This window comes from Stenotrophomonas sp. PD6 (assembly GCF_049199305.1).
Lineage (GTDB): Bacteria > Pseudomonadota > Gammaproteobacteria > Xanthomonadales > Xanthomonadaceae > Stenotrophomonas.
The window spans coordinates 54,194-71,738 of sequence record NZ_JBLZQD010000007.1; the positions used below are offsets into that span (position 1 = coordinate 54,194).

Genomic DNA, 17,545 nt, shown 5'->3' on the forward strand with positions numbered 1-17,545 from the left:
CAACGGCCGCAACGCGGACCCCGGCGTCAGCCGGGGCCCGCATGTCATCACGGCTGGACCACCGTCAGGGTGGTCGGGTTGCTGCGCCCCACCCCGCGCAGGTCCGGACGGTACATGTCCTCCACCAGCGGCGGCGGCACGGTGTAGATACCCGGCGTGACGGCACGCACCAGATAGAACACCTTGGCCGTGCTGCCACGCGAGAGCTTGAGCGCGGCCACGTAGCGGTCGTCGCGGAACTCCTCATGGCGCACCGTGGCCGCTTCGCCACGGTCGTTCACGGCCAGGCCGTCCACCACCACGTCGGCCCACTGCTTGGCATCGCCCAGGTTGAAGTTCTCGATCTCCAGCCCGGCCGGCAGCAGGTCGGTCAGCAGCGCATCGGGCATGTCCACGTTCGGGGTGACACTGACACGCACGATCAGGGCTTCGCCTTCCTTCAGCGCGCGCGGCGTCCACGGCTTGCCGTCGGTGGTGTACCAGGTGCGTTCCACGCCCAGCGTGCGGCTGTCCGGTTCGGGCGCGGTACGCGGGATGCCGGCCACTTCCAGGCTGGCGAACATCGGCGGCTCGCCCTTCGGGCTGAAGCGCACGCCCTTGGCCAGGGCCGCGTAATCGAAGCTGCGGCCGAACATGCGGCGGGCGGCGATGGCTTCCACCTCGCCCCCGACCGCCAGCTCACCGGACACCTGCTTGGTCTGGTTGGCGGCCAGCGCCTTGCCCAGGCGGGCAATGGCCACCTGTTCCTGGGTGCTCAGCCACATCCAGCCGCTGTTGCGGCGTGCGTCGAGCGCGCGGCCCAGCTCCACGGCGCGTGCGTCGTAGGCCGGCTTGGCCAGCTTGCGCTCGTGCAGCAGCGCGATCATCAATGCGTCGTCGCGCACGGCGCTGCCGTAGTCGCCGAAGTACTGCGGGCGCTCGCTGCTGGGCTTGGCGAAGCCGGCCGCGATGGCCGCGTCACCACGCTTGTGGTCGCCCTGCAGCGACAACGCGATGCCCAGGTGCACCATCGACAGGCCGGTGAGCGACTTGCTGCGTTCGTTGTCGTACAGCGCGCGCAGCGTGCCCAGCGGGGCGCGGTTGACCCGTGCCAGCACGTAGCCCGAGTAGGCCTGGTTGGCGAACTTGAGGTTCTCGCGGCGGTCTTCGCCGTAGAACTGGTTGCCACCGGACAGCAGGTCCTCGCTGAGGCGGTTGAGCGCCTTCTGCAGCACGTTGTCGGGTACGGCGAAGCCGGCGTCCTTGGCATCGAGCAGGAACTCGGCGATGTACGGGGTCAGCCACGGGTTCACGTAGCCGTCGTCGCCCCACATCGAGAAGTTGCCGTTGGCCACCTGCATGGAGGCCAGTCGACCGAACGCGCCTTCCATGCGCTCGCGGCGGGTCTTGGCATCCAACCCGTCGGCGCCGAGCATGGCCGAGGTGGCCTCGTCGAGCATCAGCGCGGCGTAGCCCTTGCTGGTGGTCTGTTCGGCGCAGCCATACGGATACTTCAGCGCACCATCGAGGGCGCTGGCGAACGGAATCGGCGGCAGCGCGCTGACCAGCATGCGGGCGGTGACCGAGTCGTTCATCAGGCCATCGGCCAGGCCGGCGCCCATCTCCACGTCGGCCAACGGGTCCAGCGTGCGGGTCTGTGCGCGCAGCACCTGCGGCCAGGCGGCACGCACCGGCAGGTCATAGCGGCGGTCGACCTTGAAGCCGTTGCCGTCCACCCGCACCCGCACCTTGGCCACGGTGTAGCCCTCGCGCGCCACCAACGGGAAGCTCAGCGTGCTCTTGGCATCGGCATTGAGCTTGAGCGTGCGGCTGGGTTCGCCCAGCGTGAGCGGCCCGATGCCGTCGACCTGCACCTTGAACTCGCCCGGCTTGCCGGTGAAGTTCTGCACGTCCAGGGTGACGGTACTGCGGTCGCCCGGGGCCAGCACACGCGGCATGCTGGCCTCGGCCAGGATCGGCGCGCGCACCACGGTTTCCATGTCGCGCTTGCCGTACTGGTCATCGGAATACACCAGTGCCGAGATGCGCAGGGTGCCGTTGAAGTCCGGCACCTTCAGCGCGATCCGCGCGATGCCCTTGGCATCGAGCTTCACCGGGCCGGAGAACAGGTCCACGGTCTGCACCCGCGCGGTCGGCCGCTTGGCCTGCGGCAGCGCGGCCAGCGCCATGTCGCCACCGAACTTGAGCTTGCCGCTGCTGCCGTCGAAGCTCTCGATGACGCGGCTGTAGATGTCATAGGCATCCACGTCCAGGCGACGCTGGGCGAAGAAGTGGCCGGCCGCATCCGGCACCGGGAAGCGGGTGATGTTGAGGATGCCCACGTCCACCGCAGACACGGTGACGTGCGCCAGCTTGCCCGCCAGTTGCGGCGCGCTGACCGTGACCGGCAGGGTCTGCTCTGGCCGCATCTGCTTGGGCGCGGACAGGCCCACGGCAACCTGGCGTGCCTTGCGGTCCATCGGCACGTGCACCACGCCGACCGCACGGGCCGGGGTGATCTTGCTCGGCGCGCTGCCACCGCGGAACACCAGCGCGGTGATGTAGACGTCGTGGCGCTCCCATTCTGCGGTGACCGGGATGTCGAACGTGCTGCCGGGCTTGGCGTCGATCTCCTGCACGTAGAGCATCTTGTCGCTCTCCACCATCAGCACGCCCTTGCCGGCATGCGGCGGGGTGACGGTGACGCGCACCTTGTCGCCGGCCCGGTAGCCGGTCTTGTCCAGGCCCAGCTTGACCTTGTCCGGGCGCGCATCCAGGCCGCGGTTCTCGTCGTTCCAGCTCCAGCCGGCGTTGAACGGGTAGCGGCTGGTCAGGCCGGTGGCCGGGTCGAACACGTCCAGCCGGTACTCGCCCCACTCGACCGGGAAGTCGATGCCGACGGCGGCCGTGCCGGCGTCGATGGTGCGGGTGTCCTTGTTCTCGAAGCGGCGGCTGAAATCGTAGTCCCAGCGGTTGTCGTTGAAGGTCCAGTGGTAGTCGCGCAGCTCGCGCACCAGGGTGACCTTCAGGCCCTTGCCCGGCTGCGGCTTGCCAGCGGCATCCACGCGCAGGATCTCGAAGCGCGCGTTGCTGTTGGCGTCGGCACCGTCTTCCGGGTTGAACAGCGGACGCACGCCCACCAGCACCGGCGCCGGCCACATCACCCGCTTGAGGGTTCGGCTGACGGTACGGCCACCGGTCTCGTAGACGCTGCCGGACAACACCACGGCGATGGGCGCGGTGGCCTTGACCTCGGCCGGCAGCTCCACGTCCTGGCGCAGCTTGCCGTCGGCAGGGAACTCGGTGTCGATCACATCACGCGCTTCGCGCGGCAGTTCCACGGTCGGGTCGCCGAAGAAGTAACCCGGCAGCGAATCCACCGGCGACTGCTCGGCGGCGACGGCCAGGCGCGCGGTGAAGCGGTTGCCATCGGCAGGCGCGCCGTACAGGTAGGCCGCATCGGCCTGCAGCTTCAGCGGCTCACCGGGCTTGAGGGTCTTCTGGGCACTGTCCAGGTCCAGCTTCATGCGCTCGGGCAGGAACTCCTCGATGCGCAGGGTCATGCCCTGGATGGCTTCCTTGCTGGCCGGGTTGGTGCGGAACTCCACCTGCCAGCGCCCGGTCGGCGCTTCCACCGGGATGGTCTGCTCGAAGCTGAGGTAGCCCTGCTCGCCCGGCTGCAGGCGGGTCTCGCGGAAGGTCTTGCCGTCGGGCTGCTTCAGGCGCAGGAACACCGGCTGCGGCTTCACCGGCTTGCCGTCGTTGTCGCGCAGCAGGGCGGAAATGCGCACGGTCTCGCCGGGGCGGTACAGGTCGCGGCCGGACCAGGCGAATACGTCGAACCAGGCATTGTCGCGGCCGGCCACGGCGAATTCGCTCAGGTCCAGCGCGGGCTGGTTGAACGGCAGCATCGAGGTGTCCGCGCCGCTGCTGGCGATCAGCACGTGGCCCGCGTCCAGGGTGTAGTTGAGCAGCGCGTTGCCGTTGCCGTCGGTGGCGCCCTTCAGCACCACCTCACCCTTGGCGTCGAGAATGCGCAGGTCGATCTTCTTCAGCGCCGCGCCGCTCTGCAGTGAAGCGGTATGCACGAACAGCTTGTCCTTGTAGGCGCGCGTGTGCAGGCCGATGTCGCTGACGGTGAAGAAGGCGGTGTCGAACTCGCTCTCGAACGAGCCGCTGCGCTTCATCACCGCGAAGTACAGGCCAGGCTCCTGCAGTTCCTTGATGTCCTGGGTGGGCAGGTAGGTCAGCACGCGTTCGTTCTGCTTGCCGCCCAGCACGAAGCGGTTGACGTAGACCGGCTCGGCCAGCTGCGACATCGGCGACTTGTCGCCGTACTCGCTGTCCAGCTCCCAGCTGCCGCGGCGACCGCCGCGCTGGTACTGGCTGAAGAAGTTGGGCAGTTCCTTCTCGCGCACGCGCAGGAATTCGACGTCCACTTCCTTCACGTTGACCGACACCACCGGCAGGCCACGGCTTTCGCGCGCCGGCAGCACGCTGCCCTGCGAGGCGAAGCCGGCCACCGGCTTGAGCTCGCCGCTGAACACCTTCTGGCGCAGCTCCTTGCCCAGCCGGCTGCCGTCGGCGGCCAGCAGGTCCGGCGAGACGATCAGGCTGTATTCCTTGGCGGCCTCCACGAACGGATAGCGCAGGGTCTTGCCGTCATCGGACAGCGACCAGCTGCTGTCTTCGGTGCCGACCGTTTCGCCGAAGCGCACCAGCTTGTCGAAGTCCTGGGTGCCGACCAGCGGGCGCGAGAACTCCAGCGCCAGCGACAGGCCGTCGTTCTTCTGGTCGGGGTAGGCCCGCACCAGGGTGAACTCGGTGACCGCCTCGGCCTTGGCCGCGATCGGCGCACCGGACGCGGTGGGCAGCTGGCCGCTGTCGTTGCGCTTGCAGCCGCCGATCCCCAGCGCCAGGCCGGCAACCAGTGCCGCGCCCACGATTCCCTTCCAACCCCACTGCCGAACCCGACCGTGCGCTGCCATGATGCCGCTCCTCGAACAAGGCAGGCAGTATACGGCCGGCCGGTTGGGCCGCATCTGTCAGGAAATTCCGAAAATCGGGATGGATGCGTCAGATTGCGTCTAGACCTGCAGCAACTGCATCCCATGGGTCGCCCCGGTGCGGGTATCGATATGCACCCATCGACCATGTACGTCATGCAGGAGCAGCAGCCCCGGCTGTTCGCGGGCACTGACCAGCGCCTGCCCGGACCACGCAACCCGAACCAGCGCGGCGCCGTCGGCATAGCGCACCAGGACGCTGTGGCTGCGGTCGCGGCCGCAAAGGTGCACCAGCAGGCCGCCATCGAGCGCCTGGAAGCGGATGTCGACCGGCAGATCGCCCTCCCCGGCACGGGCCAGCAGCGTGCACATCCGCAGCCCTGCGTGCTGGTAGGCCACCTGCACGTCGCCAGCATCGTCGACCCAGACGCGGGGCTGCACCAGGCCGACGCCCGAACCGGCCAGCAGCGGAAGGTGTTCCTCGGGCACCGCCGTCTGGTGGGCGCCGCGGCGGCGACCAGGCAACCGGTACCGCCAGACCTCCAGTTCGCCCTTCCCGGCCATCAGGTAGACCTCGCTGTCGCTGAAGAAGCCGGCTGCAACGACCTCTCCGGGCAGATCCACATGCCAGAGTACGTCGTTGACATGCCGGCCGGCATCGACCACCCGTATGCGGTTGTCCATCAGTACGGTCCACCCTGTACTGTCGAACGACGGCGCGAACGTGGCGGAGGCGATGCTCCCCAAGGCGGTGACTTGGCGCAGGGCGAGGTCCAGGCGTTCGACCCGCGACACCTGCTCGCGCGACGTCACCGCCAAGGCCATTTCACCACTATCACCGATGACCAGGCGGAAGGCAGGCACAGCGAAACGTTGCTGCACCTGCCCACGCGCATCGACCACCACCGCCCCGGCCTCACCCAGCGCGACCAGATAGCGCCCGCCGGGCAGGCCAGCCAGGTCGTGCAGCCGGTGCAGGCCGGCGGACGGTGCGGTGAGCTCCAGCCGGGCGTTGCCCAGCGCTGTGTCGACCGGGGCATCGGGAGGTGCCTGCCATGCCGGCACGTCGGCGCGCAGCACGGCGTTGGCCGACAGTTTCAGCAGGCGCTCGAACCGATCCTGCGGCCAATGGCTGCGCCCCAGCGAACGATCCGCCGCGATCACCGGCACCAGGTGCGAGGCCAGGGCGCGCAGCGCCGCCGTGTTCGCGCCGATGTCCAGCACCGCATCGGCCATGCCCAGGCGCAGCTGGGCGTCGCCGTCGAACGCCAGCACCGCTTCGATGCGCGCCGCGTGGTCATCCAACGTCTCCGGCAGCAGCATGGCACGCTGTACCAGCGCCCGCACCGATAACGCGGTGCCGGCACGCTCGGCAGCCAACAGCCATTCCAGGGCCTGTCCACGTGCATCGGTCAGCGGCCAGATCGTTTCCGCCGCACCCAGCAGGTCGCCGTGCTGCGCGCGCAGGTGCGCCCACTGACGGCGCAGCGTTGCTGCCAGTTCCACATCGGCCGACTGCAGCACGGCGATGGCGTCGGCGAACGCGTTGTCGCGTCGGGCGACCAGCACCGCCCGTTGCGTGTCGCCGGCCCGCATCAGCAGACGGATCACCATGCCGGGCGGCATGTCCCACGCCAACGCCAGCTCGGCGGCCTGCGCCTCACGCCCGTGGACGACCAGATAGTCCAGCGCTTCCTGCCGCGCGTGCAGCAACTCAGCCAGCACGAACACGGCCTCGTCGATGCGGCCCGCGCGATCCAGCCGCTCAAAGGCGGCGCGGTACATCTGACGCAGATGCTGCATCAGCGTGTCTTCCAGGCCGATGCTGGTGCCCGCAGTGCGAGCGCCGCTCAGGGTCAGGGATTCGCGCCTGCCAGGGCTGCCGAAGGCGGGCCCCAGCGAGCCGCCCTCGCCCCCCAGAGGCAATGCGTGGCGCAGCGCCTCGCCGAGGTCGCCTCGCTCGAACATCCCCATCATCCGTCGCAGATGGGCACCTTGGCGGTGGCCGAGCAAACGGCTGGCGCGCGTGACCATCGCCAACCGCCCCAACGCCATGCGCCATGCGGCGGGCTGCACCGGTGCGCGGCGACAGGCGATGGCGCTGCCGCCCCTCGCGCGCCCGCCGCCAGCGGTGCCGAGCGCATCGCCCACCCGCACGAGGAGCGACATTCCCATTCCGGGTGCAACTTCGCGCCACCAGGCCGCCGCGCGCTTCAACGAGGAGCCCTGCGTGGCGGGCCGTTCTCCGTGCAACGTGCGCAGGAACTGCTCGCTGGCGTCGCTGCGCGGCGGGATGGCCTTGCCAAGCAGTTCGCGCACGTCCTGGCCCTGCAGCTTCGGCAGCACGGTCGGGGGTTCTGGAACCCGCAGGTCGTACGGAGTCCGCAGCGTATACGTCGAAACATCGAGGTGCAGGGACAGATCCAACGGTTCGCCTTCGGCGAGCTGTCGCGGCAGCGCCTGCGCACCTTCCACCAGGATCACCTCGGCGGCCGGCACCTGCGCGCGCTCCTTCGCGGTAAGCGGGCCAGCCTGCAGCACGCCCTGGACACGACAAAGCGGCAGGCCCGGCGCCTGATCGCAATCCATCCAGCGCGGTTCCGGCAGGCACAGCAGGTCGCCGTCGGCGAAGCGCCAGGCCTGACTGCCCGCACGCCACGCCTGCAGCAGGCGCGCCTCGCGCTGCGCGGCCCCCATCCACTGCGACGACAGCCAGAGCGCCGCCACCGGCTGACGGCCCTGCCACAGCGGCAGTCGTACGTTTCCGCGTGGGGCGACGCTATCGTCGGGTTCAATCGACACTGCCATCTCCTCCACCACGCACCCGTGCCAGGGTGGTAACGCTGTCGTGGTCCGCACCCAGCGCAAGCACCTGCAGTTCACCGGCCAAGCTCACCGTGGCGATGCGGCCGCCACACGGGGAAACCGACACCGACATGATGTCATCCCCCGCGGTGTGGACCAGCATCTGCCCGGCTCCACCCACCGCGATGAGTGCGCGCCGGTCTGCGCGCAGCACCAGCATCTGCCACGTGGTATCAGCACCTGTCGGATTGATCAGTCCCACCCGCTTCCAGTCGGCAGGAACAGTCACGACATCCAGCTTCACGCAGGCGGCGTCGTGGAAGGTGAGCACACAGCGGCCGTCGGCAGCGCGGTGTTCCACGCAGCAGGTGTGAAAGCCCGCCGCGCGCCCTTTGCCTCCGAACCAGACCGCGCGTGGGCGCTGATCAGTCAACGGCAGCGTCGCCCGCGGGAACGCCGCACCGTCGTAAGTCAGGTGATGAATTCCCACAAAATTGCGTTCCGCGCATGCATAGACGAGCGATCTGGGTGAGGTCTGGTGCAGCGCAAAGATGTTGCCCGCAATCCGCCTGGGGTTCACCTCAGGGCTCGACGCGCCGGGTTCCTGCGCGCCCCATACGAGCAACTGCTGGGCATGGTCGACCACGGCGAGCGCGTAGCCTTTCCCACCGGGATGCTGCAGCATCGCGGCGGGTAGCCACTGTGGCACGCCGGGCCGCACAGTGAACATTTCCTGCGCGGGGCGCGATTGCGCCCGGCGGCGCAGCAACTTCCAGAAATACAGTTGGTGGGCATTGCAGGCGACGCCGCCAAATTCCTTGTCCTGGGTCACGGCGCAGACCAGCTGGAAGTGTGCCGGCCACTCGTGGTAGCGCCCCCCGTGCTGCTTGCGCTGCCCCGGTTCGGGTATGCGCAACTGGTAAGCGCAGTTGCGCCCCGCCAGCGGCAACGCAACGGTTCGGCCGCTGAGGTTGAAGAGCGGCGGCTGCCGCATCGAGAACCGTCCATTGGCCGTGCCCGTCATGACGCGCTCGGGGGCACGCAGGAACGCGCCGCCAAGCAGGCGTGCCGCAGGTGCTGCGGCCGGTCGCGGCAGCGCCAGGGAGCGGACCGCACCGCGTGCACCCACCATCACCTGGAGCTGCGCACCCCAGCCAGCGTGGATTCGGGCCAGGTGGGTGAATCCACACAGGCCGGCAGGTTCCTGCGCGGCGCCCACCCGCCAGCGTTCGCCCACCGGCAACGACTCTGCCTGCAACGCGTCGTGCCATGCCTGCCACTGCGCTGCACCTGCCACGGCGTGCGTACGTGCCTGCAGCATCTGCAGCAGGTCCGCATTCGACGCCACGTCGTGCAGTTCGCCAGGCAGATGCGCCAGGCCCCATTGCAGGCGGGCCTGCTGGGACTGTGCACGCCGCCAGAGCAGAATCCACAAGGCGACATGGACCAGCCGCGGATCTCCCCACTGCGCGGGTCCGGCATCGAACACCATCACAATCCGCGGCGCGGCGCGGGGGCGCAGCGGCGTCGGCGCCAGGAACAGATGCTCGCCATTGGCGGCGCGGCGGAGGAACTCGTCCGGCGCAATGTCGGCCAGGCTCCATTCGCTCAGCAGCAGCCGCTCGTAGCGGCCGCGCGACGACAGTTCGCCTACGCCCTCCGGAACGGAAGCCCGCTCATGCACGCGGGCACTGCCCCTGCCCAGCAGGGGATCCATGCGCAGCAGCCATTCGCCGAGCATGGCGACGATGTCCGCATCGAAGCAATCCAGCCACTGCCGCCACGGTTGCAGCGGCGCCGGCAAGGAAGGCGCCGTGTGCGAGGGCGCGCTCATGCCGTTGCCCAGCGTGCACGGAGTCGCTGCAGCCAGGCCTCATCGGCGGGCAGCGGCGTAGCCAGCGAGAGCAGCAGTGCCGGTTGGTCCAGCAGCAGCATGGGCTGGGCGCCGTGCTGGCGCACCAGCGCGCGGGCGAGCAGGTCCAACGCAACATCCGGTTGGCGGTTGGTCGGCAGCCACAACGCGGCGGCCTCCGGGCAAGGAGACACGTAATGCACCCCATCCACCCAAGGCAACTGCGCGGCTGCGCCGGTCACCATCAGCAGCCCGTCGCTGGCCACTGCCTGGCACCCCGGCCGCGGGAAGGCCTGCATCGCCCGCAGCAATGCCTCAGCCACGTCGCCGAGGCCGATCACCCCGCGCGGTTCCAATGGCTCGGGCGTTTCACGCCAGCGCCAGTTCATGCCGGTTCGCTGACCCGCACCACCAGGCGTGCGCGCTCCACCGCCAGTTCCGGCGACAACGCAGGCACGGTGAAATTCGCATCGATCTCCCGCAGCAGGGCTTCGGCGATGGTGCGTGCCGCCACGCCGTCGGTATCGTCCAGGCAACTGCGCGCCGCCTGCACCAGGCGTTCCACCCGCGACACGGGCTGCAGCACCACCTGCTCCACGGCACTGCGCAGGGTCGGGTTTGTCGCCATCCGCAGGGAGTCGCGCAGTACTTCCTGCGCGCTCAGTTGGGCCTCGCGGCTGGGCAGCACGTACAGCAGCGGCCACAGGTCCGCGTCCGTGGCGGTCTGGCGGCCAGCCAACACGGTGGCCGCGGCAACCAGCCGCTGGGTTTTGACGATGCGGCGGTCCGACAGCAGCACGCCGGCCCCGCGCAGCTTGCGCAGCGCATCGGCCAGTGCGACGCGGGCCTCATCCATGCGCACATGCACCACCTGTGCGCGCAGCAGATCCAGATCGGACATCTCGGCGGTCGACCCCGCCCCCAGCGATTCCTGGGACCAGCCCCCTGCCAGCAGTTCCTCAAGCCGGTTGTCGGGCACCGGCTCGACGAACAGGCGCAGCAGGAAACGGTCGGCGAACGCGGCCAGCGACTCGTCCTCCGGCAGGGCATTGGCCGCCCCCACGCAGACCCGCAAGGGGCACTGGATATCGGTGTGGCCACGGCGGAAGCGGCGTTCGTTGAGCACGCCCAGCAGACTGTTGAGAATGGCGGTGGAGCCGAGGAACACTTCGTCGAGGAAGGCGATGTCGGCTTCGGGAAGCATGCCCGTCACGTCCGCTTCCACCCTGCCGTCGCGCAGCTTGCGCAGGTCGACCGGCCCGAACAACTCCGACGGCTCGGTGAACCGTCCAAGCAGGTACTCGAAGTAGCGCCCACCCAGTGCGTTGGCAACCCGGCGGACCACCGCGCTCTTGGCGGTACCCGGCGGCCCCACCACCAGCAGGTGCTCGTCGGCCACGCTGGCCAGCACCATCAACTCGGCCAGTTGTTCGCGGTCGACAAGGCCACGCGTGGCGGAATGGACGACGTCGCGAAGACGGGTTGCTGCGGAGGCGTAAGAAGTCATGGCAATCCGGCCAAAGGTACGCGCGAGGGGCATCCGCCCGCACGCAAGGTAGAGGAAGCACGCACTCTAGCCGAGAGATCGTCGCAACTACAGCCCCCTTACTGGGCGACGTACAAGGACACGTAGTCGTGTACCGGCATCGCCTCCAGCACCACCGGGTCCAGCGAGGCGTCCAGGATGCGCCGCTGCTGCACGGTCGGGAACGTTGCGGCCAGGTGCGCGCGGAACTTGTCTTCCAGCCGCGGGATGCTCTCTTCGCGGCGCCGGGCATGGCCGAGCGGGTACTCCACCGTTGCCTCCAGGAGCTCGCCATCGGCGAAGTACAGTTCCAGCGCGTTGGCGATGCTGCGCTTGTCCGGGTCCAGGTAGTCGGCGGTGAAGCGAGGTTCCTCCACGCAGTGGATCTTCGCGCGCAGCGCGTCGATGCGCGGATCGGCGGCCACGTCATCCTCGTAATCTGCGGCTACCAGCCGCCCGAACAGCAACGCGATGGCGACCATGTACTGCACGCAATGGTCACGGTCGGCCGGGTTCTGCAGCGGGCCGGACTTGTCGATGATGCGCAGGCAGGCCTGCTGGGTGCGCAGGGTGATGTGGTCGATGTCGTCAAGACGCCGGCCCTGGGTGCGCAGCTTTGCATGCAGCTGCATGGCCGCCTCCACCGCCGTCTGGCCATGGAACTCGGCCGGGTAGCTGATCTTGAACAGCACGTTTTCCATGACATAGCTGCCATAGGCGCGCTGGAAGCGGAACGGCTGCCCGCCGAAGGAGGCGTCGTAGAACCCCCAGGTCGGGGCGGTCAGCGCGCTGGGGTAGCCCATCTCGCCGGCCGCCGCCATCAACGACAGGCGTACCGCGCGGCTGGTGGCATCGCCCGCCGCCCAGCTCTTGCGCGAGCCGGTGTTGGGTGCATGCCGGTAGGTGCGCAGCGCCTGCCCGTCCACCCAGGCCAGCGACACGGCATTGAGCATGCGCTCGCGGTCCAGGCCCAGCAGGTGCGCGACCACGGCGGTGGAGGCCACCTTGACCAGCACCACATGGTCCAGCCCGACCCGGTTGAAGGCGTTCTCCAGCGCCAGGCAGCCCTGGATCTCGTGCGCCTTGATCATCGCCACCAGCACGTCGCGCATGGTCAACGGCGGCCGGCGCAGGGCGACGGCATTGCGGCTGAGCCAGTCGGCCGTGGCCAGGATGCCGCCCAGGTTGTCGGACGGGTGGCCCCATTCGGCCGCCAGCCAGGTGTCGTTGAAGTCCAGCCAGCGCACCATGGCACCGATGTTGAAGGCGGCCTGCACCGGGTCCAGCTCGAACCGGGTACCGGGTACGCGCGCGCCGTTGATGACGCGGCTGCCGGGCACCAGCGGGCCCAGCAGCTTGCTGCACGCCGGGAAGGCCAGCGCGGCCAGGCCGCAGCCGAGCGTGTCGATCAGGCAGTGGCGGGCCGTGGTGAAGGCCAGGGGCGAGACGACCTTGTAGTCGCGGACGTAGTCGACCATGTCGGTCATGACCGCGTCCCACGCGACGCGGTCGTTGGACGGCGGGGTGCCTGCAGTCATCATCGCGCTCCTGGTGGCTTTGCGTGCAGCGGGGCAGAGCCCCGTGCGGCCGGGCAGAGCCCGGCTCTACGCGTTCAACATGGGACGCGGACGGCGCCCTCCATCAGGACCCGTGCGCTGCGGCTCATGATGGCCTTTGTGACCGTCCACTGGCCGTCAACGAGACGGGCCTCGGCGCCCACCCGCAGGGTGCCGGACGGGTGCCCGAAGGTGACCGCGCCGCGCTCGCCGCCGCCGGCGGCCTGGTTTACCAGCGTGCCGGGGATGGCAGCGGCGGTGCCAATGGCCACCGCGGCAGTGCCCATCATGGCGTGGTGCAGCTTGCCCATCGACAGTGCGCGGGCATGCAGGTCGATATCACCGGCACCGATCTGCTTGCCACTGGAGGACACGTAGTCCTGCGCGGGAGCAACGAAGGCCACCTTCGGCGTGTGCTGGCGGGTGGCGGCCTTTTCGATGCTGTCGATCAGGCCCATGCGCACTGCGCCGTGGGCGCGGATGGCCTCGAACCGGGCCAGCGCAGCCTTGTCGTCGTTGATCGCCGGCTGCAGCTCGGTGCCGGTGTACCCCAGGTCGGCCGCATTGAGGAAGATCGTGGGGATGCCCGCGGTAATCATCGTCACCTGGAAGCTGCCGACACCCGGGACGTCCAGGGTGTCCACCAGGTTGCCGGTGGGGAACATCGAACCGCCCTCGCCTTCGCCGTCATCGGACGGATCGAGGAACTCGAGCGCGATCTCGGCCGCCGGGAAGGTCACTCCGTCCAGCTCGAAGTCGCCGATCTCCTGCACCTGCCCGTCCACGACCGGCACGTGCGCCAGGATGGTCTTGCCGATGTTGGCCTGCCAGATCCGCACGGTGCACATGCCGTTGCGCGGCACGCGCGCCGGATCGATGAAGCCGTTGCTGATCGCGAACGGCCCCACGGCGGTGCTGAGATTGCCGCAGTTGCCGCTCCAGTCCACGAACGCCGTATCGATGGAGACCTGGCCATACAGATAGTCCACGTCGTGATCGGGCACCGACGGCGCCGCGATGATCACACACTTGCTGGTGCTGGACGTCGCCCCGCCCATGCCGTCGGTGTGCTTGCCATACGGATCGGGCGAGCCGATCACGCGCATCAGCAGCGCATCACGGGCCGGGCCAGGCGTCTGCGCGGCAACGGGGAGATCCTGCAGGCGGAAGAACACGCCCTTGCTGGTGCCACCGCGCATGTAGGTGGCCGGAATGCGGCGTTGGGGAAGATAGGTCATTGCGTATCCAGTAGGGCATCAAGGCCGCGACGTGCATTCCATATCCTCACGATGCGGATGTGGTCGGCCAACGCTATGTAGTAGATGAGGTAATCATCAAAACGACGAATGGGAAGGAAGCGCAGCGATCCTTCAGGCAGATTCAACACGCCATCGTGTCGCGATGAGCCTGCTTCGGGGTGTTGCTCCAACACGTCAACGGCCGCCTGCAGCGCGTCGATGAAAGCCAGTTCCAGTGCCGGCCCGCCTGCACCGGCGTACCACTGGGCCGCCTCGTCGGCGTCCTGGAGCGCGCGCGGATACCAGCGGGACGGCTTCATTTTCCGCTACGCACCTTGGCCCGCTCGCGCATGCGATCGAAGTGACCCGCCTGCAGCGGCTCAGCCGTGCCTGAGGCAAGTCCTTCTGCAATCAGCGTTCGAAGCAGGTCTTCCGACTTGCTGCGCTGACGCTGGCGGATCAGGTCACGCACGTAATCGGACGTACTGGAGTAGCCGCCTTCGCTGACTTCTTCGTCGACAAACTGCTTGAGGGGATCGCTAAGCGAGATGTTCATCGTGGCCATGGGGGCCTCCTATGGCAATTCTTGCCATAGATGGTGCGCCTGCAGCCACTCAGCTGCAAGCGCGCCCCCATTCATCCTTCAGGTTCGAGTGAACAGACAGGATTTCATGCCACCTGCGAGGATTCCAGGAAGTCCTGCGCAAAACGCTGCAGTACGCCGCCGGCTTCGTAAATTGAGACCTCTTCGGCGGTATCCAGGCGGCAGGTGACCGGCACGTTGAGCTGCTCGCCGCTGCGGCGGTGGATGACCAGCGTCAGCTCCGCGCGCGGCACGCGCTCGCCGACCACGTCGAAGGTCTCGGTGCCGTCGATGCCCAGCGTGGTGCGGTTGACGCCCGGCTTGAACTCCAGCGGCAGCACGCCCATGCCGATCAGGTTGGTGCGGTGGATGCGCTCGAAGCCTTCGGCGGCGATCGCCTCCACGCCGGCCAGGCGCACGCCCTTGGCGGCCCAGTCGCGCGAACTGCCCTGCCCGTAGTCCGCACCGGCGATGATGATCAGCGGCTGCTTGCGCTCCATGTAGGTCTCGATGGCCTCCCACATGCGCATCACCTGCCCTTCCGGCTCCACGCGCGCCAGCGAGCCGTGCTTGACCTGGCCGTCGACCACGACCATTTCATTGATCAGCTTCGGGTTGGCAAAGGTGGCGCGCTGCGCGGTGAGGTGGTCCCCGCGATGGGTGGCGTAGGAGTTGAAGTCCTCCTCCGGGAGGCCCATCTTCGCCAGGTACTCACCGGCCGCACTGCTGGCCAGGATCGCGTTGGACGGCGAGAGGTGGTCGGTGGTGATGTTGTCGCCCAGCACCGCCAGCGGGCGCATGCCACGCAGCGGACGTTCACCGGCCAGCGCGCCTTCCCAGTACGGCGGGCGGCGGATGTAGGTGCTCTGCGGGCGCCAGTCGTACAGCGGGCTGATCGGCGCGCCGTGCTCGACCTTGAAGGTGAACATCGGCTCGTAGACCTGGCGGAACTGGTCCGGCTTGACGCTGGCGGCAACCACCGCGTCGATCTCGGCGTCGCTCGGCCACAGGTCCTTGAGTGTGATCGGGTTGCCGTCGGCGGTATGGCCGAGTGCATCCTTCTCGATATCGAAGCGCACGGTGCCGGCGATGGCATAGGCCACCACCAGCGGCGGCGAGGCCAGGAAGGCCTGCTTGGCATACGGATGGATGCGACCGTCGAAATTGCGGTTGCCCGACAGCACCGCCGTGGCATACAGGTCGCGGTCGATCACTTCCTGCTGGATCTTCGGGTCGAGCGCGCCGCTCATGCCATTGCAGGTGGTGCAGGCGAAGCCGACGATGCCGAAGCCCATCTGCTCCAGCTCACCCAGCAGACCCGCTTCTTCCAGGTACAGCTGCACGGCCTTGGAACCGGGCGCCAGCGAGCTCTTCACCCACGGCTTGCGGACCAGGCCCGCGCGGTTGGCGTTGCGCGCCAGCAGCGCCGCGGCGATGACATTGCGCGGGTTGCTGGTATTGGTGCAGCTGGTGATGGCGGCGATGATCACCGCGCCATCGGGCATCAGGCCCTGTTCCTGTTCCAGCTTGCCGGAGGCCAGCTTGCCCTCGTCGGCGATGCCGCGCGCGGCCAGATCGCTGGTCGCCACGCGCTTGTGCGGGTTGGACGGGCCAGCCATGTTGCGCACCACGCTGGACAGGTCGAACTGCAGCACGCGCGGATACTGCACCTGCGCCAGGTCGTCCGACCACAGGCCGGTGGCCTTGGCATAGGTTTCCACCAGCTGCACCTGGGCATCCTCGCGGCCGGTCAGGCGCAGGTAGTCCAGGGTCTGCTGGTCGATGGAGAACATCGCCGCGGTGGCGCCGAACTCCGGGGTCATGTTGGAGATGGTGGCGCGGTCGCCGACGGTCAGCGCGGTGGCGCCTTCGCCGTAAAACTCGATCCACGCGCCCACCACGCGTTCCTTGCGCAGGAACTCGGTCAAGGCCAGCACGATGTCGGTGCAGGTGATGCCGGGCTGCGGGCGGCCGGTCAATTCCACGCCGATGATGTCGGGCAGGCGCATCCACGAGGCGCGGCCCAGCATGACGTTCTCCGCTTCCAGGCCACCCACGCCGATGGCGATCACGCCCAGCGCGTCCACGTGCGGGGTGTGGCTGTCGGTGCCCACGCAGGTATCGGGGAAGGCGACGCCGTCGCGCACCTGGATCACCGGCGACATCTTCTCCAGGTTGATCTGATGCATGATCCCGTTGCCCGGCGGAATCACGTCGACGTTCTTGAACGCCTTCTTGGTCCAGTTGATGAAGTGGAACCGGTCTTCATTACGGCGGTCTTCGACGGCGCGGTTCTTCTCGAACGCTGCCTTGTCGAAGCCCGGGTATTCCACCGCCAGCGAGTGATCGACGATCAGCTGGGTCGGCACGACGGGGTTGATCTGGGCCGGGTCGCCGCCGGCATCGGCAATGGCATCGCGCAGCCCGGCCAGGTCCACCAGCGCGGTCTGGCCGAGGATGTCATGGCACACCACGCGCGCCGGGTACCACGGGAAATCCAGGTCCTGGCGGCGCTCGATCAGCTGGCGCAGCGAGGCCTTCAGCGTGGCCGGGTCGCAGCGGCGCACCAGGTTTTCGGCCAGCACGCGCGAGGTATACGGCAGCGTGGCGTAGGCACCGGGCTGCAGCGCGTCGACTGCGGCACGGGTATCGAAGTAGTCCAGCGACGTGCCGGGAAGGTGCTTGCGGTAATCAGTGTTCATGGCTGGCGGTTGCTGCTTCTGTTTGGCGGGCCTTGCGGGGATTCAGACAGCCGGCCAGAGGCCGGCTCTACAGAAGGGGGGGGGGGGGGGGGGGGGGGGGGCGGGCCGGGAGGGGGGGGGGGGGGGGGAGCGAAAACCCCGAGAATAGGGGGCGGGGGGTGGTGGGGGGGGGGGGGGCGCGGGGGTGGTGGGGGGGGGGGGGGGGCTGGGGGCCGGGGGGGGGGGGGGGGGGGGGCCCCGCGCCGGGCTGCTGGTGCTGCTGACGTCCTTCCTGCTCTGGAACCTGTACGGCCTGGGCC

Annotated in this window: 10 protein-coding genes; all 10 read right to left on the reverse strand. The window is 68.7% G+C overall.

What is annotated here, in order from left to right; all coding sequences use genetic code 11:
* Positions 1-47: 47 nt before the first annotated feature.
* The 10 genes from ACOZHM_RS11785 to acnD all read right to left on the reverse strand — a co-directional run bounded on the left by ACOZHM_RS11785 (position 48) and on the right by acnD (position 17,246).
* The gene (locus tag ACOZHM_RS11785; RefSeq protein ID WP_421569443.1) at positions 48-4,967 is read right to left on the reverse strand and encodes an alpha-2-macroglobulin family protein; all 4,920 of its coding nucleotides are present in this window, start codon (positions 4,965-4,967) and stop codon (positions 48-50) included.
* A 99-nt stretch (positions 4,968-5,066) separates the two neighbouring features.
* On the reverse strand, positions 5,067-7,787 hold the full coding sequence (locus ACOZHM_RS11790) for a bpX6 domain-containing protein (protein WP_421569444.1): 2,721 nt from the start codon (positions 7,785-7,787) through the stop codon (positions 5,067-5,069).
* The gene (locus ACOZHM_RS11795; RefSeq protein ID WP_421569445.1) at positions 7,777-9,624 is read right to left on the reverse strand and encodes a hypothetical protein; all 1,848 of its coding nucleotides are present in this window, start codon (positions 9,622-9,624) and stop codon (positions 7,777-7,779) included. The genes ACOZHM_RS11790 and ACOZHM_RS11795 overlap by 11 nt, the downstream gene beginning before the upstream one ends.
* Positions 9,621-10,031, reverse strand: a complete 411-nt coding sequence (locus ACOZHM_RS11800) for a hypothetical protein (protein ID WP_421569446.1) — start codon at positions 10,029-10,031, stop codon at positions 9,621-9,623. The genes ACOZHM_RS11795 and ACOZHM_RS11800 overlap by 4 nt, the downstream gene beginning before the upstream one ends.
* Positions 10,028-11,149 carry an AAA family ATPase gene (locus ACOZHM_RS11805; protein WP_421569447.1) on the reverse strand — a complete coding sequence of 374 codons (1,122 nt, stop codon included), beginning with the start codon at positions 11,147-11,149 and terminating at the stop codon, positions 10,028-10,030. The genes ACOZHM_RS11800 and ACOZHM_RS11805 overlap by 4 nt, the downstream gene beginning before the upstream one ends.
* Positions 11,150-11,247: 98 nt before the next feature.
* Positions 11,248-12,705 carry a bifunctional 2-methylcitrate dehydratase/aconitate hydratase gene (locus tag ACOZHM_RS11810; RefSeq protein WP_421569448.1) on the reverse strand — a complete coding sequence of 486 codons (1,458 nt, stop codon included), beginning with the start codon at positions 12,703-12,705 and terminating at the stop codon, positions 11,248-11,250.
* Positions 12,706-12,779: 74 nt separating this feature from the next.
* Positions 12,780-13,961 carry a 2-methylaconitate cis-trans isomerase PrpF gene (gene prpF, locus ACOZHM_RS11815; RefSeq protein ID WP_421569449.1) on the reverse strand — a complete coding sequence of 394 codons (1,182 nt, stop codon included), beginning with the start codon at positions 13,959-13,961 and terminating at the stop codon, positions 12,780-12,782.
* On the reverse strand, positions 13,958-14,281 hold the full coding sequence (locus tag ACOZHM_RS11820) for a type II toxin-antitoxin system RelE/ParE family toxin (RefSeq protein ID WP_421569450.1): 324 nt from the start codon (positions 14,279-14,281) through the stop codon (positions 13,958-13,960). Before ACOZHM_RS11820 ends, prpF begins: the two co-directional genes overlap by 4 nt.
* Positions 14,278-14,526, reverse strand: coding sequence for a type II toxin-antitoxin system ParD family antitoxin (locus ACOZHM_RS11825; protein WP_421569451.1), 249 nt, complete (start codon positions 14,524-14,526; stop codon positions 14,278-14,280). The genes ACOZHM_RS11820 and ACOZHM_RS11825 overlap by 4 nt, the downstream gene beginning before the upstream one ends.
* A 104-nt stretch (positions 14,527-14,630) precedes the next feature.
* Positions 14,631-17,246, reverse strand: a complete 2,616-nt coding sequence (gene acnD, locus ACOZHM_RS11830) for a Fe/S-dependent 2-methylisocitrate dehydratase AcnD (protein ID WP_421569452.1) — start codon at positions 17,244-17,246, stop codon at positions 14,631-14,633.
* Between the last annotated feature and the right edge of the window lie 299 nt (positions 17,247-17,545).

Excerpts from the sequence above, each read along its gene's own strand:
- ACOZHM_RS11825 (WP_421569451.1), bottom strand. The coding sequence starts at position 14,526 with ATGGCCACGATGAACATCTCGCTTAGCGATCCCCTCAAGCAGTTTGTC.
- prpF (WP_421569449.1), bottom strand. The coding sequence starts at position 13,961 with ATGACCTATCTTCCCCAACGCCGCATTCCGGCCACCTACATGCGCGGT.
- ACOZHM_RS11810 (WP_421569448.1), bottom strand. The coding sequence starts at position 12,705 with ATGACTGCAGGCACCCCGCCGTCCAACGACCGCGTCGCGTGGGACGCG.
- ACOZHM_RS11805 (WP_421569447.1), bottom strand. The coding sequence starts at position 11,149 with ATGACTTCTTACGCCTCCGCAGCAACCCGTCTTCGCGACGTCGTCCAT.
- acnD (WP_421569452.1), bottom strand. The coding sequence starts at position 17,246 with ATGAACACTGATTACCGCAAGCACCTTCCCGGCACGTCGCTGGACTAC.
- ACOZHM_RS11800 (WP_421569446.1), bottom strand. The coding sequence starts at position 10,031 with ATGAACTGGCGCTGGCGTGAAACGCCCGAGCCATTGGAACCGCGCGGG.
- ACOZHM_RS11820 (WP_421569450.1), bottom strand. The coding sequence starts at position 14,281 with ATGAAGCCGTCCCGCTGGTATCCGCGCGCGCTCCAGGACGCCGACGAG.
- ACOZHM_RS11785 (WP_421569443.1), bottom strand. The coding sequence starts at position 4,967 with ATGGCAGCGCACGGTCGGGTTCGGCAGTGGGGTTGGAAGGGAATCGTG.
- ACOZHM_RS11795 (WP_421569445.1), bottom strand. The coding sequence starts at position 9,624 with ATGAGCGCGCCCTCGCACACGGCGCCTTCCTTGCCGGCGCCGCTGCAA.